Origin of the sequence: Streptococcus massiliensis DSM 18628 (assembly GCF_000380065.1) — a bacterium.
GTDB classification, from domain to species: Bacteria; Bacillota; Bacilli; order Lactobacillales; family Streptococcaceae; genus Streptococcus; species Streptococcus massiliensis.
In genome coordinates, this window is sequence record NZ_KB904398.1 from 42,643 (window position 1) to 65,445 (window position 22,803).

Annotated in this window: 20 protein-coding genes; 16 read left to right on the plus strand and 4 right to left on the minus strand. The window is 42.9% G+C overall.

Annotated features, from left to right (window positions below; all coding sequences use genetic code 11):
* Nucleotides 1-36 precede the first annotated feature (36 nt).
* The 6 genes from A3I3_RS0106790 to A3I3_RS0106815 all read left to right on the plus strand — a co-directional run bounded on the left by A3I3_RS0106790 (nucleotide 37) and on the right by A3I3_RS0106815 (nucleotide 6,155).
* Complete coding sequence (locus A3I3_RS0106790) at nucleotides 37-1,743, plus strand: acetolactate synthase large subunit (protein ID WP_018371972.1); 1,707 nt, start codon at nucleotides 37-39, stop codon at nucleotides 1,741-1,743.
* A complete protein-coding gene (gene ilvN, locus A3I3_RS0106795) occupies nucleotides 1,736-2,212 on the plus strand; it encodes an acetolactate synthase small subunit (protein WP_019231888.1) in 477 nt (158 codons plus the stop codon). Before A3I3_RS0106790 ends, ilvN begins: the two co-directional genes overlap by 8 nt.
* 151 nt (nucleotides 2,213-2,363) lie before the next feature.
* Nucleotides 2,364-3,386 (plus strand): ketol-acid reductoisomerase, encoded by a 1,023-nt coding sequence (gene ilvC, locus A3I3_RS0106800; RefSeq protein WP_018371974.1) that lies wholly within the window; start codon nucleotides 2,364-2,366, stop codon nucleotides 3,384-3,386.
* A 106-nt stretch (nucleotides 3,387-3,492) separates the two neighbouring features.
* Nucleotides 3,493-4,743 (plus strand): threonine ammonia-lyase IlvA, encoded by a 1,251-nt coding sequence (gene ilvA, locus A3I3_RS0106805; protein ID WP_018371975.1) that lies wholly within the window; start codon nucleotides 3,493-3,495, stop codon nucleotides 4,741-4,743.
* 193 nt (nucleotides 4,744-4,936) lie between these two features.
* Nucleotides 4,937-5,833 carry an SPFH domain-containing protein gene (locus tag A3I3_RS0106810; protein ID WP_018371976.1) on the plus strand — a complete coding sequence of 299 codons (897 nt, stop codon included), beginning with the start codon at nucleotides 4,937-4,939 and terminating at the stop codon, nucleotides 5,831-5,833.
* A gap of 106 nt (nucleotides 5,834-5,939) precedes the next feature.
* Nucleotides 5,940-6,155 (plus strand): capsule biosynthesis transcriptional regulator, encoded by a 216-nt coding sequence (locus tag A3I3_RS0106815; RefSeq protein WP_018371977.1) that lies wholly within the window; start codon nucleotides 5,940-5,942, stop codon nucleotides 6,153-6,155.
* Nucleotides 6,156-6,232: 77 nt separating this feature from the next.
* Here the strand turns inward: A3I3_RS0106815 and A3I3_RS0106820 are convergent, their stop codons facing one another.
* Entirely contained in the window at nucleotides 6,233-6,973 is a 741-nt protein-coding gene (locus A3I3_RS0106820) for an amino acid ABC transporter ATP-binding protein (RefSeq protein ID WP_018371978.1), read from the minus strand.
* Nucleotides 6,970-8,535, minus strand: coding sequence for an ABC transporter substrate-binding protein/permease (locus tag A3I3_RS0106825; RefSeq protein WP_018371979.1), 1,566 nt, complete (start codon nucleotides 8,533-8,535; stop codon nucleotides 6,970-6,972). Before A3I3_RS0106825 ends, A3I3_RS0106820 begins: the two co-directional genes overlap by 4 nt.
* A 124-nt stretch (nucleotides 8,536-8,659) precedes the next feature.
* On the opposite strand from A3I3_RS0106825, the gene A3I3_RS0106830 reads away from it, so the two are divergent.
* The 9 genes from A3I3_RS0106830 to sufB all read left to right on the plus strand — a co-directional run bounded on the left by A3I3_RS0106830 (nucleotide 8,660) and on the right by sufB (nucleotide 18,810).
* Nucleotides 8,660-10,546 (plus strand): DUF2207 domain-containing protein, encoded by a 1,887-nt coding sequence (locus A3I3_RS0106830; protein WP_018371980.1) that lies wholly within the window; start codon nucleotides 8,660-8,662, stop codon nucleotides 10,544-10,546.
* Between the two features lie 88 nt (nucleotides 10,547-10,634).
* Complete coding sequence (locus A3I3_RS0106835; RefSeq protein ID WP_018371981.1) at nucleotides 10,635-11,477, plus strand: undecaprenyl-diphosphate phosphatase; 843 nt, start codon at nucleotides 10,635-10,637, stop codon at nucleotides 11,475-11,477.
* 103 nt (nucleotides 11,478-11,580) lie between these two features.
* Nucleotides 11,581-12,318 carry an adaptor protein MecA gene (gene mecA / locus A3I3_RS0106840; protein ID WP_018371982.1) on the plus strand — a complete coding sequence of 246 codons (738 nt, stop codon included), beginning with the start codon at nucleotides 11,581-11,583 and terminating at the stop codon, nucleotides 12,316-12,318.
* Entirely contained in the window at nucleotides 12,315-13,475 is a 1,161-nt protein-coding gene (locus A3I3_RS0106845) for a glycosyltransferase family 4 protein (protein ID WP_018371983.1), read from the plus strand. Before mecA ends, A3I3_RS0106845 begins: the two co-directional genes overlap by 4 nt.
* Nucleotides 13,476-13,566: 91 nt before the next feature.
* Nucleotides 13,567-14,337, plus strand: coding sequence for a Fe-S cluster assembly ATPase SufC (gene sufC / locus A3I3_RS0106850; RefSeq protein ID WP_018371984.1), 771 nt, complete (start codon nucleotides 13,567-13,569; stop codon nucleotides 14,335-14,337).
* A gap of 113 nt (nucleotides 14,338-14,450) precedes the next feature.
* Nucleotides 14,451-15,713: a Fe-S cluster assembly protein SufD gene (gene sufD, locus A3I3_RS0106855; protein ID WP_018371985.1), complete on the plus strand. Its 1,263-nt coding sequence runs from the start codon at nucleotides 14,451-14,453 to the stop codon at nucleotides 15,711-15,713.
* 12 nt (nucleotides 15,714-15,725) lie between these two features.
* Nucleotides 15,726-16,958, plus strand: a complete 1,233-nt coding sequence (locus A3I3_RS0106860) for a cysteine desulfurase (RefSeq protein ID WP_018371986.1) — start codon at nucleotides 15,726-15,728, stop codon at nucleotides 16,956-16,958.
* Nucleotides 16,945-17,382, plus strand: a complete 438-nt coding sequence (gene sufU, locus A3I3_RS0106865; RefSeq protein ID WP_018371987.1) for a Fe-S cluster assembly sulfur transfer protein SufU — start codon at nucleotides 16,945-16,947, stop codon at nucleotides 17,380-17,382. Before A3I3_RS0106860 ends, sufU begins: the two co-directional genes overlap by 14 nt.
* Before the next feature lie 15 nt (nucleotides 17,383-17,397).
* A complete protein-coding gene (gene sufB, locus A3I3_RS0106870) occupies nucleotides 17,398-18,810 on the plus strand; it encodes a Fe-S cluster assembly protein SufB (RefSeq protein ID WP_018371988.1) in 1,413 nt (470 codons plus the stop codon).
* A gap of 26 nt (nucleotides 18,811-18,836) precedes the next feature.
* Here sufB and pbp3 read toward each other — a convergent pair whose 3' ends face one another.
* Entirely contained in the window at nucleotides 18,837-20,075 is a 1,239-nt protein-coding gene (pbp3, locus tag A3I3_RS0106875) for a D-alanyl-D-alanine carboxypeptidase PBP3 (RefSeq protein WP_018371989.1), read from the minus strand.
* A 485-nt stretch (nucleotides 20,076-20,560) separates the two neighbouring features.
* Between pbp3 and A3I3_RS0106880 the strand changes: the two genes are divergently transcribed.
* On the plus strand, nucleotides 20,561-22,525 hold the full coding sequence (locus A3I3_RS0106880) for a peptide ABC transporter substrate-binding protein (protein WP_018371990.1): 1,965 nt from the start codon (nucleotides 20,561-20,563) through the stop codon (nucleotides 22,523-22,525).
* Between the two features lie 35 nt (nucleotides 22,526-22,560).
* Here the strand turns inward: A3I3_RS0106880 and A3I3_RS0106885 are convergent.
* A partial coding sequence (locus tag A3I3_RS0106885) for an ISL3 family transposase (protein ID WP_018371198.1) occupies nucleotides 22,561-22,803 on the minus strand: 243 nt, incomplete at its 5' end.

Consider the following 22,803-nt stretch of genomic DNA (forward strand, 5'->3'; position numbering starts at 1 on the left):
TTTAAATGATTAGAAAATTATGGTGAAAGGGGAACTATGGAAAAAATCAAGCTAGAAACTTCCAAATCGGGCTCGGAGTTAGTCTTAGAGACCTTGAAAAGTTTAGGGATTGATACCATTTTTGGTTATCCAGGCGGAGCTGTTTTGCCGCTCTACGACGCGATTTACAGCTTTGAAGGAATTCGTCATATTTTGGGGCGACATGAGCAGGGTTGTGTTCATGAAGCAGAAGGCTATGCCAAATCAACTGGTAAAATTGGTGTTGCAGTCGTCACGAGTGGACCGGGGGCAACCAATGCCATTACAGGCATTACAGATGCCATGAGCGACAGCGTTCCCCTGCTGGTCTTTACGGGTCAGGTGGCGATTGCGGGTATCGGTAAGGACGCTTTTCAAGAGGCGGACATTGTCGGTATCACCATGGCGACAACCAAGTACAATTATCAGGTGCGTGATACGGCGGATATTCCGCGGATTATCACCGAGGCTGTCCATATCGCAACGACTGGGCGTCCGGGTCCTGTTGTCATTGACCTGCCTAAGGATGTGATGGCTAAGGAAGTGGACTTTTACTATGATACGACGGTCAATTTGCCTAGCTATCAGCCGACTATTGTACCCAATGAATTGCAGATTAAGCGTCTGTTGAAGCAGCTGTCCAAGGCTAAAAAGCCAGTCATTTTATCGGGCGGCGGGGTCAATTATGCTTCTGCGACCAAGGAACTGCTAGAATTTGCAGAACGTTATCAAATTCCAGTAGTGACCACGCTTTTGGGGCAAGGGACGATTGCTACGGAGCACCCGCTTTTCCTCGGAATGGGCGGTATGCATGGTTCTTATGCGGCTAACATCGCTATGACTGAGGCGGATTTTCTCATCAATTTTGCTTCGCGTTTTGATGACCGATTGACGGGAAATCCTAAGACTTTCGCTAAAAATGCGACGGTTGCCCACGTAGATATTGACCCAGCGGAGATTGGCAAAATCATCAGCGTGGATATTCCCATTGTCGGTGATGTCAAAAAGACCTTGGAAATGCTCTTGGCAGAGCCTCTAATCAAAAACAAAACGGATAAGTGGCTGGAGCGCGTGACGGAGAATAAACGCCGCGTTCGCTCCTATGATAAGAAAGAACGGGTCGTGCAGCCACAAGCGGTCATTGAGCGTGTCGGCGAGTTAACCAAGGGTGATGCGGTGGTCGTGACGGACGTTGGGCAGCACCAGATGTGGACAGCCCAGTATTATCCATATAAAAATGAGCGGCAATTAGTCACTTCAGGCGGGCTTGGAACGATGGGCTTTGGTATTCCAGCGGCTATCGGTGCCAAACTAGCTAATCCAGACAAGGAAGTCATTCTTTTCGTCGGTGACGGTGGCTTTCAGATGACCAATCAGGAGTTGGCAATCCTAAACAGCTACGGCATTCCGATTAAGGTCATCTTGCTCAACAACCACTCACTCGGTATGGTGCGCCAGTGGCAGGAATCCTTCTACGACGGACGGACTAGCGAGTCGGTCTTTACTGCTGACAATGAGCCTAATTTCCAGCTTTTGGCGGAGGCTTATGGCATCAAGCATTATAAGTTTGACAATCCAGAAAGTCTAGATCAAGACTTGGAAGTCATCAAGGAAAATATTCCCATGCTGATTGAGGTGGATATTTCGCGCAAGGAGCATGTTTTCCCAATGGTGCCGTCAGGCAAGAGCAATCATGAGATGTTGGGGGTGAAGTTCCATGCGTAGAATGTTGACAGCTAAACTTCGGAACCAATCGGGAGTTCTCAACCGCTTTACAGGCGTCTTGTCTCGCCGTCAGGTCAATATTGAGAGCATTTCGGTCGGCACTACCGAAGACACAACCATTTCGCGGATTACCATTATCATTGATGTGGCGTCTTCTAGTGAAGTCGAGCAAATCATCAAGCAGCTCAATCGTCAGATTGATGTCATTCGCGTGCGCGACATCACCGACCAACCTCACTTGGAAAGAGAAGTGATTTTGGTCAAGGTTTCTGCGCCAGCTAGCAAGCGAGCAGAAATTTTAGCTATTATCCAGCCTTTCCGAGCAACCGTTGTCGATGTGGCGCCGAGCTCGATTACCATTCAAATGACTGGTGACGCGGAAAAAAGCGAAGCCCTCTTGCGGGTCATTCGCCCTTACGGCATTCGCAATATCGCACGAACCGGTGCGACTGGCTTTACCAGAGACTAGTTAAGATGTGGGAGTTAAAAATTAAGGGAAAAGAGGAATCATATTTTCCAAGATTTTCGCTCCAAGTCGATTAAGAATTCTTAATCAAGCAAATTTGTTACAACCGCCTAAAAGGCATGTTTAAATAATTTTAGAAAAGAGAGTAAACACTATGGCAGTAGAAATGCAATACGAAAAAGATGTGAAAGTTCCAGCGCTTGACGGAAAGAGAATCGCCGTTATCGGTTATGGGTCACAAGGTCATGCCCATGCGCAAAACTTGCGTGACACGGGTCATGATGTCATCATCGGTGTGCGTCCTGGTAAATCATTTGACAAGGCCAAAGAAGACGGCTTTGAAGCCTACGAAGTAGCAGAAGCTACAAAATTGGCAGACGTCATCATGATTTTGGCTCCAGATGAAATCCAAGCAGACTTGTATGCCAAGGAAATCGCTCCAAACTTGGAAGCTGGAAATGCTCTCGGCTTTGCTCACGGTTTCAACATCCGCTTTGAGTACATCAAGGCACCAGAAAGTGTCGATGTCTTCATGTGTGCGCCTAAAGGACCAGGTCACTTGGTTCGTCGTACCTTTGAAGAAGGCTTTGGGGTACCAGCTCTTTACGCTGTCTATCAAGACGCTACTGGTCATGCCAAAGAAATCGCTATGGACTGGGCTAAAGGTGTCGGTGCAGCCCGCGTTGGACTCTTGGAAACCACCTTTAAGGAAGAAACAGAAGAAGACCTCTTTGGGGAACAAGCTGTGCTCTGTGGTGGCTTGACTGCTCTTATTGAAGCAGGTTTTGAAGTCTTGACAGAGGCTGGCTACGCTCCAGAATTGGCTTACTTTGAAGTCCTTCACGAAATGAAACTTATCGTTGACTTGATTTACGAGGGGGGATTGAAGAAAATGCGTCAATCAATCTCAAACACTGCCGAATTTGGTGATTATGTATCAGGTCCACGTGTCATTACTGCACAAGTTAAAGAAAATATGAAAGCTGTCTTGGCTGACATCCAATCTGGTAAATTTGCACAAGAATTTGTTGACGACTACAAGGCTGGTCGCCCACGTCTTGAGGCTTACCGCAAAGAAGCAGCAGAACTCGAAATTGAAAAGGTCGGAGCGGAATTGCGTAAGGCCATGCCATTTGTCGGTCAAAATGATGACGATGCTTTCAAAATTTACAATTAATCCGATTTACGGATAAAAGTAGACTCCGTTGGGATTCCTCCAGCGGAGTTTTTAGTCAGTGAAGTGGACACAAGTCCTAGCTTAATCTTAAAATAGAGGAGAAGGTATGTTATTAGCAAAAGAAGTGGTACGTGCACACAAAATCCTAAAAGATGTAGTAGTCTACACTCCTTTGGATTATGATCACTATTTATCAGAAAAGTATGGTGCTAAAATTTATATTAAAAAAGAGAATGCTCAGCGAGTTCGTTCTTTTAAAATTCGTGGAGCTTATTATGCAATTTCGCGCTTGACGGAAGACGAGAAGCAGCGGGGTGTAGTTTGTGCTAGTGCAGGTAATCATGCCCAAGGTGTTGCATATACTTGCAACGAAATGCAAATCCCTGCAACTATTTTTATGCCAGTAACTACACCCCAGCAAAAAATTGGACAAGTGCGCTTTTTTGGTGGGGATTATGTAGAAATTAAGCTGGTTGGGGATACTTTTGATGCCTCAGCTCAGGCAGCCATGGACTTCACTAAGGCTGAAAATCTGACTTTTATCGATCCTTTTGATAATCCTCATGTACAAGCTGGCCAAGGGACAGTCGGTTTTGAAATTTTAGAAGAGGCAGTGCGCGAAGGGATTGACTTTGATGAGGTTTTAGTCCCTGTTGGAGGAGGCGGTTTAATTTCTGGGGTAGCCACTTATTTAGGCGAAGCTGCACCACAAATTGAGGTGATTGGTGTCGAAGCAAATGGGGCACGAAGTATGAAAGCAGCTTACGAGGCGGGACGCCCGATTAGGTTGCCAGAAATTGATAAATTTGCAGATGGGATTGCTGTACAAAAAGTTGGTCAGCTAACATTTGATGCTACTCGTAAGTACGTTAAGCGGCTGCTTGGTGTGGATGAGGGGCTAATTTCTGAGATGATTATTGACCTTTATTCCAAGCAAGGAATTGTTGCTGAACCCGCTGGGGCAGCTAGTATTGCCGCTTTAGAAGTTCTCAAAGAAGACATCAAGGGCAAAACCGTTTGCTGCATTATTTCAGGTGGCAACAATGACATTAACCGCATGCCAGAAATGGAAGAACGTGCCCTGATTTATGACGGTGTCAAGCATTATTTCGTTGTGAATTTCCCGCAACGTCCAGGGGCTCTGCGCGAATTTGTAAATGATATTTTAGGTCCCAATGACGACATCACTCGTTTTGAATATATCAAGCGTGCCAGCAAGGGCAAGGGGCCTGTTTTGATTGGTGTCACGCTGGCTAACAAGCATGATTATGCTGGACTTTTAGAGCGCATTGAAAAATTTGACCCAGCCTATATCAATCTTCACGGCAATGAAACCCTTTATAATATGCTGGTCTGAGCTAGAAATTGCAATTTTCTACTATTTTTTAAACTCCTTTTAATACTTGACTAAACTCTTAAACCTGTTCGATCCGAAAGCTCTAACATATCTTTCCATTTTCATATTTCTAAAAAATTTAACCTAAATTCATAGCTCATTTTATCTATTTTAAGATAGGTATGTTATAATGTTAGCAAAAGGAGGTTGTCTTATGTACGGATTTTTTATCGTTATATTTGTCTTTTTGCTCGTCATTGTTTTAAGTGTTTTCCTGAGCGCTATTTATGTAGTGCGTCAGCAATCAGTAGCGATTATTGAACGTTTTGGTCGCTATCAAAGACTTAGCTCTAGTGGGATGCATTTTCGTCTGCCTTTGGGGATTGACAAAATTGCAGCGCGGGTTCAGCTTCGTCTTTTACAAAGTGAAATTATTGTTGAAACCAAGACACAAGACAATGTTTTTGTTACCATGAATGTTGCAACACAATACCGTGTTAATGAAAATAATGTCACTGATGCTTACTACAAACTTATGCGTCCAGAGGCACAAATTAAGTCTTATATCGAAGACGCCCTACGTTCTTCAGTTCCTAAATTAACCTTGGATGAGCTCTTTGAGAAAAAGGACGAAATCGCCCTTGAAGTGCAAAAGCAAGTGGCAGAAGAAATGTCTACTTACGGTTACATCATTGTTAAAACCTTGATTACCAAGGTTGAGCCAGATGCTGAAGTTAAGCAGTCCATGAATGAAATCAATGCCGCGCAACGTAAACGTGTTGCCGCTCAAGAATTGGCCGAAGCCGACAAGATTAAGATTGTCACAGCAGCAGAAGCTGAGGCAGAAAAAGACCGTTTGCATGGGGTCGGTATTGCTGAGCAACGGAAAGCTATTGTTGATGGATTAGCTGATTCGATCAAAGAACTAAAAGGTGCCAATATTGAGTTAACAGAAGAACAGATTATGTCTATCCTTTTGACAAACCAATATTTGGACACTTTGAATAATTTTGCAGATAATAAAGGCAATAATACTCTCTTCTTACCAGCAAATCCAGAAGGGGTTGAGAGCATTCGGACACAAATTTTGTCAGCTTTAAAGGCAAAATGATGAAAATTTGATTACGTTTTCATTTTACATGTTTAAACTATTGACAAATGTCTGTTTTTTAGTTAGAATAAATATTCGGAAATAACTTTAATAGGAGAAGGTGCACATGGCGAAGTCTAACTTTGAAAAAGTAGAAGCAGTTGTCGGCTGGGTTCGTGATAAGAAGATCACAGGTTACCGTATTAGTAAAGAAACCAATGCGCGTGAAATGTCTATCATTGCCCTTGCTCAAGGTCGTGCAAAAGTGAAGAATATCTCTTTTGAAACAGCTCTTGGTTTGATTGATTTCTATGAAAAAAATCACGAAAAATTTGAAAAATAATGGTGATCGTAAAAGAGATTAGGAAATTATCCTAATCTCTTTTTTTGTACTTTAAATTCAATATATAGAATTTTTATTTAGTGTAAGAAACGTTGCAAAAATTCCTTGGTGCGTTCTTCTTTTGGATTGGTAAAGATATCTTTAGGATTCCCTTCTTCGGCAATAACGCCCTTATCCATAAAGATAACGCGATCTGACACATCACGGGCAAATTCCATTTCGTGGGTCACGACGATCATGGTCAAGCCTTCTTTGGCCAGATCTTGCATGATTTTAAGAACTTCACCGACCATTTCAGGGTCTAGTGCTGAAGTTGGCTCGTCAAATAAAATGGCGTCAGGATTCATAGAAAGGGCGCGTGCAATGGCTACTCGTTGTTTTTGTCCACCTGAGAGTTGTTTCGGTTTGGCTTGCCAGAAACGCTCACCCATGCCAACTTTTTCAAGATTTTCTTTGGCAATTTTCTCTGCTTCAGAACGATCGCGTTTGAGCACAGTGGTTTGGGCAACAATGGTATTTTCCAAGACATTGAGATTTTCAAAAAGATTGAAAGATTGAAAAACCATGCCTAGTTTTTCACGATAATGGGTCAGGTCATAGCCTTCTGCTAATACATTTGTCCCCTTGTAGTGAATTTCGCCACCAGAAGGTTGTTCGAGAAGGTTAATAGAACGCAGGAGCGTTGATTTTCCACTACCAGAGCTTCCGATAATGGAGATAACTTCTCCTTCGTGAATAGTCAGTGAAATATCTTTTAAAACTTCGTTTTTTCCGAAGGATTTTTTGAGGTGTTTGATTTCGAGAATGGTTTTACTCATGATTTCAACTCCTTCGTTTGCATTTGATTGGCGCCAGTTGTGTAATCGTCAGCATCTATTTTCTTTTCAATGTAGCGGAGAATCCGTGTTACTGTGAAAGTCAAGATAAAGTAGATCACTGCGATAATGGTAAAGGTTTGGAAGTATTGGAAGGTTTGTGTTGCGACTGTATTTCCTGAGAAATAAAGCTCAACCACAGAGATTACATTAAGAACAGAGGTGTCCTTGATGTTGATAACAAATTCATTACCCGTTGCAGGTAGGATATTGCGGACGACTTGTGGTAAGACGACCTTGCGCATGGTTTGTCCGTGGGTCATACCAAGGGCTGTCGCCGCTTCAAATTGTCCTTTATCAACGGCGAAGATTCCCCCACGAACAATCTCACTCATGTAGGCGCCTGTGTTGATTGATACGATGAAAATCGCAGCCCAAGTACGGTCAAGAGAGATGCCGAAGGCTTGAGCGGTTCCGTAGTAAATAACCATAGATTGTACAATCATAGGAGTGCCACGGAAGATTTCGATATAGATATTTAGCAACCAACCAAAGGCTGTTTGGAGGCCTGCCATGACCTTGTTAGCTGCCTTTGGTGCAGTACGATAAACACCGATTAAGAGTCCGATAATGAGACCAACGATAGTACCGACCATAGAGATGAGAAGGGTCATACCTGTTCCGCGCAGCAGGGCTTTCCAGTTTTCTGTGAGAATTTTTGTAACCTGCTGGAAGAAAGAAGTTTTTTCGTCTGTGCTATTGGTATCCACAGGCTGTTCTTTGATCATCTTGTCCATCAGAGCTACTTGGTCAGCTTGTGAAATTTTCTCAATCGCTGCATTGATTTGGCTGATACGATCGTCATTTTTGCGCAAACCAATGGCGATAGAGGCATCTTCTTCTCCGACTTCAAAGCCTTTTTTGAATTGAATCATTTTGAACTTGCTGTTGGCAGATTCAGCGGTTAAGGCTTCGGGGCGTTCTGAGACATAGGCATCAATTACGCCAGACTCAAGTGCCTGCCGCATTTGAGCGAAGTCTTGCATGGCCGTTTCTTTTTTTGCACCTGTGAGTTGGGAGATGAGGTTGTAGAGGTAAACGCCTTGTTGAGAGGTCACCTTTGCGCCGTCAAAGTCTGCTAAAGTTTTGGCATTCGCAAACTTGCCATCTTTTTTGACCACCATGACAGGTTCACTAGTGTAATAGCTGCTTGAAAAGGCAATTTCTTTTTTACGTTCAGCGGTGGGGCTCATACCAGCAATAATCATGTCGATTTTACCAGAAGTTAGAGCAGGAATCAGTCCATTCCAAGATATTTTAACGACTAGTGGTTTTTTGCCAAGTTCTTCAGCGATTTTCTTAGCGATTTGTACATCGTAACCGTTGGCATACTGCTTGGTTCCCTCAATGGGAACTGCACCATTTTCGTCATTGTCTTGGGTCCAGTTGAAGGGAGCGTAGGCTGCCTCCATTCCGATACGTAGATAGTCGTCTGCTTGAGCAGCTGACATGGCACCGAAAGTCACCAAGAGTATCGCGAAAAGACTGAGAATATATTTTTTCATGATATCTCCTATGTAGAAAGTTGATCCTTGTCATTATACATTAAAAATCGGTACATTTCAATATTGGTAACCCCTTACTTGTAGAAAAATGTTATAATAATGTAGACAAGAGGAGGGAATTTATATGAAAAAGTTTCTGTCAATTTTTCTTTTACTTCTTTCGTGTATCTGTGTAGGTACGACGGTGCGGGCAGATGATGGTCCAGACTACACTATTCAGTCTTATAAGGGGATTTTACACCTGACGGATAAAAACACAGCGACTTATGAAGAAACTGTGACCTATCACTTTGATAGTTCCTATAATGGGCAAATCATTACTTTGGGAAGTGCAGGCAATATGCCCACAGGTTTCAAAATTCTGCCAAATCCTCAGGTAGAAGTTGCTGGACGTGGAAAAGTAACCAGTGAAGTCACTTCACTAGGAGATGGTTATCAAGTTAAGGTTTATAATAGCGGCGAAAGTGGAGACACAGTCATTGTAACCGTTACTTGGCAACTTGAAAACATACTTTTCGCCTATCAAGATATAGCTGAACTTAACTGGACGCCAATTAGCGATTGGGATCAGGCTTTAGAGAGTGTTGTTCTGGAAGTGAAGGGACTGAATAGTCAAGCGAGCAAGCTCTATGCACATACCGGATATTTTGGGAAAGAGCCGCTTGTTGAACAAAATGGGTCAACTTTTAGGGTGGAATTTGGTCGATTAGACGGTGGTAGGAAACTGGAACTTCATGGTTATTGGACGATAGATGCTTTAGCTAGTGATGTAGCAGATCGTAGCTCCGAAGAAAATTTACCAAAGTTCCAGCAAACTGAGGAAAAGATTAGCAAGCGAAGACAGCAACTTCATCTCTTGTTCTATCAAGTTTTTCCGGCTGGTTTATTAGTTGGTCTGGTTTTAGCGTTGATTCTTTTTGTTCGCTTTAAGCTGGGAATTCGTCCGCGAGTTCATTTTCCTGATAATGCTCGTTTGTATGAGGCGCCAGACGATTGGTCACCGCTTTTGGTTGCGGAACAAGTCTATTCCGTCGATATGCGTGAGGTCAATCCTGTAATCAAGGCACAATCCACACTTTCTTTTGGGAATATTGTTCAAGCGACTTTGCTAGACCTGATTGACCGAAAAATTCTGACCATTGAGGGAAAGGGCAGAGAGGCTGTGCTAGTTAGGCAAGCAGGTTCTCATACTGCTAGCGAAGCAGAGCTTGCTCTACTTCGAATGGCTATGGGAGATGAAAATCGTCTTGCCATTGAGGATCTTTTCCAAGCTTATGATATGGGCGATTTGGAGAAAAATAGTAGAACTGAAGAGCGAGTACGCAGGGAAGGTCAGGCTATGGTGAGACGTTTTGAAGAGGATCTAGGAACCATAGCGGATGCTGTCATTGCTGAAAAAGAAAAGCTGAAACTTACTAGCTTTTATCGAGAGTTAAGTGGGTCAGAAAAGATAAGTTGCCAGACTTCTCGCCTGTTAGCAGTAATAGTAGCAGGTCTAGCTGCTGTGATTTCAACCCTATTTTACTTTAAATACCACGTTCTTACTTGGCAGTACCCGCTTTTGTTTTTATTGGGAACAGGTTTAGGTTATTTTATCTATATTGCAAGTGCGACTCCGTTAAAGGATGGTGTGATTTCAGACCAAGGAGCAGAAGGTTACTATCACTGGCAAAGTTTTCGGAATATGCTGCGGGATATTGCCAAACTAGATAAAACAGAATTGGAAGGAATTGTCCTTTGGAATCGCCTGCTTGTTTATGCGACCCTCTTTGGATATGCCAAGGAAGTCAGTCGAGTTATGAAATTACGGGAGATTCATCTGGAAAATCCAGACATGGATCAGTTCGCTTATATGAACCTAAGTAATTCCCTAGCTTACAGTGTCAGCAACCTCAATAGTTACGGAGAGGCAGCAACAAGTGCCAGCCATTTCTCTGTTTCGTCTGGCAGTAGCTCTATTAGTGGAGGCTTCTCCGGTGGCGGAGGCGGCGGGGGTGGCGGCGCCTTCTAAAATATGGTATACTGTCTTCTAGCGTGGAGTCTGTTTTTAGCAGAATTTTTGCCAGTGAATGATTTATAAATAAGATTGGAGAGACGTGATGTTTATCATTGAAATTCTAAAGGCAATTTTATATGGAATTGTCGAAGGAATTACAGAGTGGTTGCCAATTTCAAGTACGGGTCACTTGATCTTGGTAGAAGAATTTGTCAAGTTTAAAAATGCCAATGCGCCCTTTCTTAGCATGTTTAATGTAGTAATTCAGCTAGGGGCTATCCTCGCGGTTGTTGTCATTTATTTTGATAAATTAAATCCTTTCAAGCTGGGGAAAACAGCCCGCGAAATACAAAAGACTTGGCAGCTTTGGGCGAAAGTTGTCATTGCAGCAGCGCCAGCCGCGATTATCGGTTTACCCTTAGATAACTGGTTTGAAAAACATTTTCACAATTTTGTTTCGGTAGCTCTGATGCTGATTATCTACGGGGTTGCTTTTATCTATTTGGAAAAGCGCAATAGAGACATCGAGCCTGAGATTACAAATCTTGAGAAATTGCCTTATAAAACAGCGCTTTATATTGGTTTGTTTCAAGTTCTTTCACTCTTTCCGGGAACCAGCCGCTCTGGCGCAACGATTGTTGGAGGTTTGCTCAATGGGACGAGCCGCTCTGTTGTGACTGAGTTTACTTTCTATCTAGGGATTCCAGTCATGTTTGGTGCCAGTGCTTTGAAAATTCTCAAGTTTTTCTTGGGTGGCAATGCTCTAAACTTTGGACAACTAGTAATCCTTTTGGTTGCCTGTGCAGTTGCTTTCGGAGTCAGCCTTTACGTCATTCGTTTCCTAACGGACTATGTGAAAAAGCATGATTTTACTGTCTTTGGTAAATATCGAATTGGCCTAGGTCTTCTTCTTTTAACTTATGCTTTCATCAAAATTTTCATTTAAAATGCAGCAGTTTACTCTGCTGTTTTTAAATGGCGAGCTAAGTTTTGAAAAAAACTGTTTTTTCTAGTATAATAAAAGGACTGATAGCGCGAGGTGATACAGGATGAAAATGAAACAAATTAGTGATTCAACGATTAAAATCACAATCAAATTAGAAGATTTAGAAGAACGCGGGATGGACTTATCAGACTTTTTAGTTCCGCAAGAAAAGACAGAAGAGTTTTTCTACGCTATTTTAGAGGAGTTGGAAATGCCGGAAAACTTTTTAGATAGCGGTATGCTTAGTTTTCGGGTAACTCCTAAAAGCGATCGTCTGGATGTTTTTGTGACCAAATCAAATATTGATAAGCATTTGAACTTTGGTGATTTGGGCGAATTGCCGGATCTTGAGGAACTCTCTCACATGTCGCCAGACGATTTTATTAAAACTCTAGAAAAAACGATTGGCGAGAAGACGCAAGCTGACATTGAAGCGATTGAAAGTTTGGCAAAAGTTGAAGCTGAAGAAGATGATGAAGCAAGTCAAGAGGATACAGTAGAGCCGGATCGTTATATCTACTACATCTTGCAGTTTTCAAATCTAACTGAGACGGTAGCTTATGTAAAAACCGTAGATTTTGAGGTGGACACTTCAGAACTCTACAAGATGGACAATCATTATTTTCTAACGATTTTGGTAGATTTAGAAAACAAGCCTAGTGCCTATCCAACATGGTTGCTTGCTCGGATGCGTGAGTACGCTGACGATACGGATATGACACGCGCTGTCTTGCAAGAGCACGGTAGGGCGATTTTAGTCGGTGAGGCGATTTCTCGTCTACGTGAGGTTGCGAGCGTATGATGAGTTTTTCACTGAAATATGTGTTTGTACTAATCGGAACTTTTTTGTTAGCAGTCATGGCTACTCCTTTAGTAAAGCTTCTGGCTTTTCGGATTGGAGCGGTTGATTATCCCAATGCTCGTCGAATAAATAAAAAACCAATGCCCAGTAGCGGCGGTCTAGCTGTTGTACTTGCATTCTCAATCACAAGCCTTTTTATTCTACCAACTATTGTTCCCATTACCCAACGCGGGGTTGATTACTTTCATTATATTTGGCCGGTTGTTTTGAGTGGTGCTATCGTTGCCCTTACTGGTCTAATTGATGATGTGAAAGAGCTCAGTCCAAGAAAAAAGATGGCAGGAATTGTCCTAGCAGCTTCTCTGATTTGGTTTTTAACCGATTTTCGTCTAAGTAATTTTAAAATTCCTTTCGGTGGGCCGATGCTCCATTTTGCGCCCTGGTTGTCTTTTATTTTAACAATCATTTGGATCGTTTCTATTACCAATGCCATGAACTTGATTGATGGTTTAGACGGTTTGGTCAGCGGCGTTTCTATTATTTCCCTTATGACCATGGGGCTGGTGTCTTATTTCTTTTTGCCAGTGCCAAATCTCTTTTTGACTTTAACGATTTTTGTTTTAGTGGCAGCGATTGTGGGCTTTTTCCCTTACAATTATCACCCGGCAATTATCTATGGAGGTGATACGGGGGCGCTCTTTATCGGGTTTATGATTGCGGATCTGTCCCTGCAAGGATTAAAAAATGCGACTGCGGTTGCAGTGGTGACGCCCATGATTATTTTAGGTGTACCGATTGCAGATACTTTTTTGGCAATCGTGCGGCGAACCCTTTCAGGTCAGAAATTCTACGAGCCAGACAAACGGCATCTCCATCATAGACTACTTTCACTCGGTTTAACTCATCGAGGAACCGTGTTGGTTATCTACGGGATTTCTTTTCTCTTTGCTATGATTTCTCTTTTGCTTAATGTTTCCAGTCGACTAGGAGGAATACTCTTAATTATCGGTCTTCTCTTGGGAATTGAACTGTTGGCAGAAGTGATTGGAATTTTAGGAGTAAATCGTACGCCTTTGTTGAATATTTTGCGCTTTATTGGAAACTCTGCTTACCGTGAGGAAGTGAGGCAAAGTCGTCGTAAGAAGCAGGGTAAATAAAATCGTCTGTAATCAAAATAAAAGCCTTCCGGGCTTTTTTTTGCTATAATAATGGGGAAGGAAGAATGTCATATGCTAGAAAGGAAAAGATATGTCAATTTTAGAAATCAAAGACCTTCATGTTGAGATTGAAGGAAAGAAAATCCTTAAAGGGGTCAACCTGACCTTGAAAACGGGAGAAGTCGCGGCTATCATGGGGCCAAACGGAACAGGGAAGTCCACCTTGTCGGCTGCAATCATGGGAAATCCAAACTATGAAGTGACCCAAGGAGAGGTGTTGTTCGATGGCGTCAATGTCTTGGAGCTGGAAGTAGACGAGCGCGCCCGTATGGGGCTTTTCTTGGCCATGCAGTATCCGAGCGAAATTCCAGGCATTACCAATGCTGAATTTTTGCGGGCTGCCATGAACGCGGGCAAGGAAGATGACGAGAAAATATCTGTTCGCGATTTCATCATGAAATTGGACGAAAAAATGGAATTGCTCAACATGAAAGAAGAAATGGCTGAGCGTTACCTCAATGAAGGCTTTTCTGGCGGTGAGAAAAAACGCAATGAAATCCTGCAACTCTTGATGTTGGAGCCGACTTTTGCCTTGCTTGACGAAATCGATTCTGGTCTGGACATCGATGCGCTTAAAGTCGTCTCAAAAGGGGTTAATGCCATGCGCGGTGAGGGCTTTGGTGCCATGATTATCACCCACTACCAACGCTTGCTCAATTATATCGTGCCCGATGTGGTTCACGTCATGATGGACGGTCGCGTGGTTGTCAGCGGTGGCCCAGAATTAGCTACTCGCTTGGAGCGCGAAGGCTATGCCAAGTTGGCAGAAGAATTAGGCTACGAATATCAGGAAGAAGGTTAAGGAAAAGCGTCAAATCTGGTCTGGATAGACTGGAGAAGTGGCGCTCTCCTTTTATTCGAGCTGATGAGAAAGAGCGATGAGGCTCTTTTGGCAAAATCTTACAGGAGAAAATCATGACCAAAAAAACGATTGAGCTTTTTTCACAAATGCACGCGGAGCCAGACTGGCTGGCGACTTTGCGGCAAAAAGCCTTGGCGAAAATAGATGAACTACCCTTGCCAGTCATTGAGCGGGTCAAATTTCATCGCTGGAATTTGGGCGACGGGACGATAGCAGAAAATGAAGCCCTGTCAGCCGTGCCAGACTTCACGGAAACGGGCGATAATCCCAAGCTCGTTCAAGTAGGCACGCAGACCGTTTTTGAGCAGCTGCCGGCGGATTTGGCGGCGCAAGGGCTGGTCTTTACAGACTTTTATAGCGCGCTTGAAGAAATTCCTCAAGTGATAGAGGAGCATTTTATGTCTTCGGTCGGCTATGACGAGGACAAGTTGGCGGCTTACCATACGGCTTATTTTAATAGCGGAGCTGTGCTCTATATTCCCGATAATGTCGAGGTTGATTTGCCTATCGAGGGGATTTTTTATCAAGATAGCGATAGCGATGTGCCCTTTAACAAGCATATTTTGATTATTGCGGGCAAGCATTCCAAGATCAATTATTTGGAGCGCTTGGAAAGTCTCGGTCAGGGCAAGAGCAAAGCGACCGCCAATATCACCATTGAAGTCATTGCTCAGGCTGGCGCACAGATTAAGTTTTCAGCCATTGACCGCTTGGGCGAAAAGGTCACTGCTTATATCAGCCGTCGCGGTAAATTGGCCGATGATGCGACCATTGATTGGGCGATCGGTGTGATGAACGAGGGCAATGTGGTGGCTGACTTTGACAGCGATTTGTACGGCAGAGGGAGCCACGCGGATATGAAAGTTGTGGCGCTGTCAAGCGGCAAGCAGGTACAAGGAATTGATACCCGCGTGACTAATTACGGCTGCAATTCCATTGGAAATATCCTGCAACACGGCGTGATTTTGGAGCAAGGAACCTTGACTTTCAACGGCATTGGACACATTATCAAGGGTGCCAAGGGCGCAGACGCTCAACAAGAAAGTCGGGTACTGATGCTGTCTGACAAGGCTAGAAGTGACGCTAATCCCATTCTTCTGATTGATGAAAATGACGTGACGGCTGGACACGCCGCCTCTATCGGGCAGGTGGATCCAGAGGATATGTACTATCTCATGAGCCGCGGCTTGGACAAGGCGACCGCCGAGCGCTTGGTTGTTCGTGGTTTCTTGGGCTCAGTTATCGTGGAAATTCCTATTAAGGAAGTGCGCGATGAAATGGTCGAAAGTATCGAAGAGAAGCTAGCCAAAATTTAGAGAGGAAAAGCTATGTCTGCACTAGATGTAAGAGCGATTCAACAAGATTTTCCCATTTTAAACCAAGCGGTTCATGATGAGCCCTTGGTTTACTTGGATAATGCGGCAACAACCCAGAAACCCCTTCAGGTTTTACAGGCAATCAATGATTATTATCAAGAGGACAATGCCAATGTCCACCGCGGTGTTCATACCTTGGCGGAGCGAGCGACTAAGTCTTATGAAGCGGCGCGTGAAAAGGTGCGTCGTTTTATCAACGCGGCTTCCAGCAGAGAGGTGCTTTTTACACGCGGGACAACAACGGGGCTAAATTGGGTAGCTGGCTTTGCAGCAGAAAATTTGCAGGCGGGCGATGAAGTGCTGATTTCTGTCATGGAGCACCATTCCAATCTCATTCCTTGGCAGGAGGCTTGCAAAAAGACCGGCGCCAAGCTGGTCTATGTCTATCTCAAAGACGGTGCTTTGGACATGGACGATTTTCGTGCCAAACTAAGCGATAAGACCAAGTTCGTCACGCTAGCGCATGCCTCAAATGTATTAGGTGTTATCAATCCAATCAAGGAAATCGCGGCTCTGGTTCATGAAAAAGGGGCGATTTTGGTGGTGGACGGTGCCCAGTCGGCTCCTCATATGAAAATTGATGTGCAGGATTTGGACGTGGATTTCTTTGCTTTTTCAGGGCATAAAATGGCTGGACCGACTGGAATTGGTGTCTTGTACGGCAAGGAAAAGTGGCTTCAAGCCATGTCGCCGCAGGAATTTGGTGGTGAGATGATTGATTTTGTCTACGAGCAGACGGCCACTTGGAAAGAATTACCATGGAAATTTGAGGCGGGCACGCCCAATATCGCAGGGGCAATCGGCTTGGGTGCGGCCATTGATTACTTGGAAGCTATCGGCATGGAGGCTATTGAGGCACACGAGCAGGACTTGATGAGCTATCTTTTTCCAAAATTGCAGGCAATGGACGGCCTGACAGTCTACGGCTCGCAAGATTTGGCGCAGCGCTCGGGCGTCGTCTCTTTTAATCTTGACGGCTTGCACCCGCATGATGTGGCAACTGCTCTTGACTACGAAGGTGTGGCTGTTCGAGCGGGTCACCATTGCGCACAGCCGCTGCTCGCTTATCTGGATACGCCAGCTACGGTGCGGGCAAGCTTCTATATATATAATAGCAAAGAGGATTGCGATAAATTGTTGGACGCCCTAGAAAAGACAAAGGAGTTTTTCAATGGCACTTTCTAAATTAGATAGTTTGTACAAGGCTGTGGTGGCTGACCATTCGAGAAATCCGCATCACCACGGAAAGCTAGCAGGCGTAGAGCAAATCAGTCTCAACAACCCTACCTGCGGTGATGTCATTAGCCTATCGGTCAAATTTAACGACCAGGATATTTTGGAAGACATTGCTTTTATCAATTCGGGCTGCACCATTTCGACGGCTTCAGCCAGTATGATGACCGATGTGGTGCTGGGCAAAAGCAAGGCAGAAATCAAAGAATTAGCAGAGATTTTCTCGCAAATGGTTCAAGGGCAAGAGGACAAGAGACAAGAAGAGTTGGGGGACGCAGCTTTTCTCGCAGGAGTTGCCAAATTTCCTCAGCGTATCAAGTGCTCGACCCTTGCTTGGAATGCCCTTAAGCGAGCAATGGAATTAGAAGAAAAATAAAGAAGAAAGGACATTATGTCGGAAGAAAGAGTAGAACCAAAACCAATCGACCTCGGTGAGTATAAATTTGGTTTTCACGATGATGTCGACCCAATCCTGTCAACGGGGAAGGGGCTGAATGAAAAAGTCATTCGTGAATTATCGGCTGCTAAAAATGAGCCGGAATGGATGCTGGATTTTCGTTTGAAATCCTATGAAACATTTTTAAAAACGCCCATGCACACTTGGGGGCCAGACCTGTCAGAAATCAATTTTGACGATTTGATTTATTATCAAAAGGTGTCGGACAAGCCTGCCCGCACCTGGGACGAGGTGCCAGAAAAAATCAAGGAAACCTTTGAAAAAATCGGTATTCCTGAGGCAGAGCGAGCTTATTTGGCGGGGGCTGCCACCCAGTATGAGTCAGAAGTCGTTTACCACAATATGAAAGAAGAGTTTCAAAAGTTGGGCATCGTCTTTACAGACACGGACTCAGCTCTCAAGGAATATCCAGAGCTCTTCAAGAAGTATTTTGCTAAGCTGGTGCCGCCGACGGACAACAAACTAGCAGCGCTTAATTCAGCCGTCTGGTCGGGCGGAACCTTTATCTATGTGCCCAAGGGTGTCAAGGTGGACATTCCTTTGCAGACCTATTTCCGTATCAACAATGAAAATTCAGGACAGTTCGAGCGAACCTTGATTATCGTTGATGAGGGGGCTAGCGTTCACTACGTTGAGGGCTGTACAGCACCGACTTATTCTAGCAATAGCCTACATGCGGCTATCGTGGAAATCTTTGCTTTAGACGGCGCCTATATGCGCTATACGACTATTCAAAATTGGTCGGATAATGTCTACAATCTGGTCACTAAGCGAGCGCGGGCTATGAAAGACGCGACGGTTGAGTGGATTGACGGAAATCTGGGTGCCAAGACCACTATGAAGTATCCTTCGGTCTATTTGGACGGAGAAGGCGCGCGTGGAACCATGCTTTCCATTGCCTTTGCCAATGCTAACCAGCACCAAGATACAGGAGCTAAGATGATTCACAATGCACCGCACACCAGCTCTTCGATCGTTTCCAAGTCTATTGCCAAGAGTGGTGGAAAAGTGGATTATCGCGGTCAGGTCACTTTTGCCAAAAATTCACAGAAGTCGGTCAGCCACATCGAGTGTGATACCATTATTATGGATGATTTGTCACGTTCAGACACCATTCCTTTCAACGAAATCCACAATTCGCAGGTCGCTTTGGAACACGAAGCCAAGGTCTCTAAGATTTCAGAAGAGCAGCTCTACTATCTCATGAGTCGTGGTCTGACTGAGACGGAAGCGACTGAGATGATTGTCATGGGCTTTGTCGAGCCCTTCACCAAGGAACTTCCTATGGAATACGCCGTCGAGCTCAACCGCTTGATTAGTTATGAAATGGAAGGTTCTGTCGGTTAAGAAAAAGAGTTGGATACCCAACTCTTTTATAATTTCTCATTGACATAATTAACAAAGTGATTCCACCAAAGTTTGGGAGCAATCGCTTTTTTAATCCCCTTTTCAGCAACCATATCAACCTCAGGCATGCGGCTTTGTAGGTAGCCATGACCAACCAGTTGTTTGTCCGTAAAAGTCAAACTTCCAAGCGTTTGGTTCTTTTTGATAGGAGCTAGATAGCCCTCTTTTTTTGTATGAAAGTGAATAGGTGTCACGTCCTGCGTTCCAATCCGCTCTACAATAACTAAATCTTCCTTGGCAACAGGACGGACAGTATCCGTTGCACCATCAATAATCGTCGCATCTTTTTTACCGTAACTTTCCCCTTTTTTGACAAGAGTTGTTGCCACGAAGTGCTGGTTAATGTAGGTCATTAACCTATTCATCTCGGTGAAACGTGCGTAGATATCATGATCAGGATTATCTGTGTTAAGAATAATGGTCATCAACCTCATCCCTCGTTCGTTGCTCGTTGTAACCAGTGACTCTCCCTGCTCCGTATTTCCAGTGTGTAATCCGTCCACGCCAGCACGAAAACGAGACATTCCCTCCAACATGTAGTTGTAACTGGTTAGATCGTTTCCTTCAAAGTTGATACTTGTTTTTTGTGTAATTTTGAGAACTTCTGGATAATCTTTTATCAGGCGATTGGCAATGACAGCAACAGCATAAGCACTGAGCTCATTTTCATCATCTTTGCTGGAACCAGAATAAATATGGTCTCCCAAGTACGAATTTTTCACTCCAGATGCATTGACAATCTTAGCATTTTTTACTCCCCAAGAGCTGAGTTTAGCCTTCATTTGATCTACAAATTTTGACTCGTTTCCTGCAACGGCTTCGGCAAGTGCGATAGCGGGGCTATTAGCGTTGTAGACAAGGCTTACTTCTAGTAATTCCTTGACTGTATATTTTCGATTATCTAAAGGAATATTGGCAATTTCTTTTTCAAAGGTTAATTGATAAGGATAATCAGAGATTTCAATCGGTGTTTGCCAACTAAGTTTGCCTTCAGCAACAGCCTCATAAACGAGATAGGCAGTCAAAAGTTTGGTAATGCTGCCTACAGGCATCGATTTATCAGCTTCTTTCTCGTAGAGAATTTTACCAGTGTTTGCATCAACTGCAATGGCTCCTTTGGCTGTAAGAGCGAGGTCATCATCGGCAGCAACATTAGGAGCAAAGAAGAAAACAAGTAAACTTAATAATAGGACAATCTTTTTCATATCTCTATTGTAGCATAAATGACCTTATTAATAAAAGAGCTACCGTAATGTTTGGAAGAAAATTAGGAAATAAAAATTTCAAAAAGATGAGTAGAAAATAAAAAAATTAAATTCAATGTCGTAATATAAAAACTAAAAACATATTAAATGATCATTAAACTCTTTTCTAAATAGAAAAGAGTTTTTAGATTAAAAAATAAATTATATGCGTGCTCAGTGTTATTTTTTACAAAAAAACAAAAATTATACTTGAAAGTATTTTAAAATAGTGTATAATAATACAAACGACAATTATAAATTGAATAGAAATTAATATGGGAAGAAATGAGTGATCTGCTGATCACTTATGGCATTTAGGAAATTTAAAATATTTTATTCCAGACTTTCCAGAGAGAGATTTTCTTCTTAAAACACAAAAGTGAAGAAATCTCGATATTTTATTTAGTTTATGAGTGCACTTCGATCTTAGCTAAGGAGGATTTATTATGAAAACAGCTAAATGGTTTGCTGCAGTAGGTCTAACAGTTTTATCTGTAGGCGCTTTGGCTGCTTGTGGAAATGCTAAATCAGCATCTAATACCACCTACTCTTATGTCTATTCAAGTGACCCTGACACTTTAGATTATCTACTTTCCAATCGTGCCGCAACTTCTGATATTACTTCAAACGTCATTGACGGTCTGTTGGAAAGCGACAAGTACGGCAACCTCGTTCCGTCGCTGGCTGAGGATTGGACAGTTTCTAAGGATGGCTTGACTTATACCTATAAGCTTCGCAAAGATGCCAAATGGTACACGGCTGATGGTGAAGAGTATGCTAAGGTTAAAGCACAGGATTTTGTTACGGGTATTAAGCACGCTGTGGAGAAAAAATCTGAGGCACTTTACCTTGTACAGAATTCAATCAAAGGGTTGGATGCCTATGTCAAAGGAGAAACAAAAGATTTTTCTACAGTTGGTGTGAAAGCTGTGGATGATTACACAGTCGAATATACCTTGAGCCAACCAGAAAGTTTCTGGAACTCTAAGACAACGATGGGAATTCTCTTCCCAGTCAACGAAGAATTTCTTAAATCACAAGGTGATAAATTTGGTACAACAGGAAAAATATCAACCTTGCTTTACAATGGTCCTTTCGTTTTGAAAAATATGACGGCTAAATCTGTTATTGAGATGGCTAAAAATCAGAATTACTGGGACAAGAAAAATGTATCATTAGAAACCATTAAATTATCTTATTATGATGGCCAAGATCAAGATAGCCTGATTAGAAACTTTACAGAAGGCGCTTATACAGTTGCCACCCTGTTCCCTAATAGTTCTAATTATGCATCTGCTGAGAAAAAATACAAGAATGATATTAACTACAGTCCACAAGATGGAACAACCTACTACTACAATTTTAACTTTAACCGTATAGCCTATTCTCATACCTCTAAAACTGCAGATGCTCAAAAAGAAGCAACGAAAAAAGCTGTTTTGAACAAAGATTTTCGTCAAGCGCTCAATTTTGCCTTTGATCGTACTTCGTTTGCTGCACAAACAAATGGAAAAGACGGAGCTAGCAAGATTTTGCGTAATAGCTTAGTACCACCAACTTTTGTTCAAATCGGGGACAAGGATTTTGGTACAGTAGTAGATGAGAAGATAGCTGCTTTAGGTGATGAATGGTCAGGACTTAATACGGCAGACGCACAAGATGGTCTTTACAATCCAACTAAGGCCAAGGCTGAATTTGCCAAAGCCAAAGAAGCTCTCCAAGTAGAGGGCGTACAATTCCCAATTCATCTAGATGTGCCAGTTGATCAGACAGACACAAACCTTGTGCAACAAGTAAGCTCGCTTAAGCAGTCTGTCGAATCTGCACTCGGAACAGATAATGTAGTACTTGACCTTCAACAAATGTCACCTGATGACTATGATAGCTCAACCTATTATGCTCAAACCGCAGCGCAAAAAGATTATGATTTCTCTATGTCTGGTTGGAGTCCAGATTATCAAGATCCATCAACTTATCTAGATATTTTTGATCCAGACAAGGGTGGTATGTTGCAAAATATTGGTTTAGAAGCTGGACAAAATAAAGATATTGTCAGCCAACTGGGTCTTGATGAATATCAAAAATTACTAAATGATGCCAATAACGAAACGCTTGATGTTACAAAACGCTATGAAAAATATGCAGCAGCTCAGGCATGGTTGACAGATAGTAGTATTACCTTGCCAGCTATCTCTCGTGGTGGTCGACCAACTGTACAACGAACAGTTCCATTTACACGTGCCAATGCTCTCGTTGGTACGAAAGGAGATTCTACTAATTATAAACTTCTCCAAGTGCAAAATGAAATATTTACTAGCAAAGAATACAAAGCAGCTTATAAAAAATACCAAGAAGAAAAAGCAAAATCAAATGCTAAAGCACAAGAAGAACTAGCTAAGCATGTAAAATAAGTGGCTCTTTGTCAACTGTAGTGGGTTGATGTCAGCTAAGATCTGGAGAGAACCGAATTGGTTCTCTCCTTTTTGATATTTAAAGCGATGAGAATTCTAGTTTTAAAGTTGTCAAAGTTCCGAAAGCCGAAAGCGTTGCGCTTGATAACCTTGATAAGGTTGTTAGTGGCCTCTAGCTTAGCATTTGAGTAGGGAAGTTCCAAAGCATTGATAATCTTGTCCCTCTCTTTCAAAAAAGTCTTAAAAACAGTCTGAAAGATAGGGTTTACAGAAGAAAT

What these genes read in the sequence shown, in the direction of transcription:
- ilvN (WP_019231888.1), top strand. Translation starts at nt 1,736, where the DNA reads ATGCGTAGAATGTTGACAGCTAAACTTCGGAACCAATCGGGAGTTCTC.
- A3I3_RS0106880 (WP_018371990.1), top strand. Translation starts at nt 20,561, where the DNA reads ATGAAAACAGCTAAATGGTTTGCTGCAGTAGGTCTAACAGTTTTATCT.
- A3I3_RS0106790 (WP_018371972.1), top strand. Translation starts at nt 37, where the DNA reads ATGGAAAAAATCAAGCTAGAAACTTCCAAATCGGGCTCGGAGTTAGTC.
- sufC (WP_018371984.1), top strand. Translation starts at nt 13,567, where the DNA reads ATGTCAATTTTAGAAATCAAAGACCTTCATGTTGAGATTGAAGGAAAG.
- A3I3_RS0106835 (WP_018371981.1), top strand. Translation starts at nt 10,635, where the DNA reads ATGTTTATCATTGAAATTCTAAAGGCAATTTTATATGGAATTGTCGAA.
- A3I3_RS0106845 (WP_018371983.1), top strand. Translation starts at nt 12,315, where the DNA reads ATGATGAGTTTTTCACTGAAATATGTGTTTGTACTAATCGGAACTTTT.
- A3I3_RS0106820 (WP_018371978.1), bottom strand. Translation starts at nt 6,973, where the DNA reads ATGAGTAAAACCATTCTCGAAATCAAACACCTCAAAAAATCCTTCGGA.
- A3I3_RS0106860 (WP_018371986.1), top strand. Translation starts at nt 15,726, where the DNA reads ATGTCTGCACTAGATGTAAGAGCGATTCAACAAGATTTTCCCATTTTA.
- pbp3 (WP_018371989.1), bottom strand. Translation starts at nt 20,075, where the DNA reads ATGAAAAAGATTGTCCTATTATTAAGTTTACTTGTTTTCTTCTTTGCT.
- sufU (WP_018371987.1), top strand. Translation starts at nt 16,945, where the DNA reads ATGGCACTTTCTAAATTAGATAGTTTGTACAAGGCTGTGGTGGCTGAC.
- A3I3_RS0106825 (WP_018371979.1), bottom strand. Translation starts at nt 8,535, where the DNA reads ATGAAAAAATATATTCTCAGTCTTTTCGCGATACTCTTGGTGACTTTC.
- sufD (WP_018371985.1), top strand. Translation starts at nt 14,451, where the DNA reads ATGACCAAAAAAACGATTGAGCTTTTTTCACAAATGCACGCGGAGCCA.
- ilvA (WP_018371975.1), top strand. Translation starts at nt 3,493, where the DNA reads ATGTTATTAGCAAAAGAAGTGGTACGTGCACACAAAATCCTAAAAGAT.
- ilvC (WP_018371974.1), top strand. Translation starts at nt 2,364, where the DNA reads ATGGCAGTAGAAATGCAATACGAAAAAGATGTGAAAGTTCCAGCGCTT.
- mecA (WP_018371982.1), top strand. Translation starts at nt 11,581, where the DNA reads ATGAAAATGAAACAAATTAGTGATTCAACGATTAAAATCACAATCAAA.
- A3I3_RS0106815 (WP_018371977.1), top strand. Translation starts at nt 5,940, where the DNA reads ATGGCGAAGTCTAACTTTGAAAAAGTAGAAGCAGTTGTCGGCTGGGTT.
- sufB (WP_018371988.1), top strand. Translation starts at nt 17,398, where the DNA reads ATGTCGGAAGAAAGAGTAGAACCAAAACCAATCGACCTCGGTGAGTAT.
- A3I3_RS0106810 (WP_018371976.1), top strand. Translation starts at nt 4,937, where the DNA reads ATGTACGGATTTTTTATCGTTATATTTGTCTTTTTGCTCGTCATTGTT.
- A3I3_RS0106830 (WP_018371980.1), top strand. Translation starts at nt 8,660, where the DNA reads ATGAAAAAGTTTCTGTCAATTTTTCTTTTACTTCTTTCGTGTATCTGT.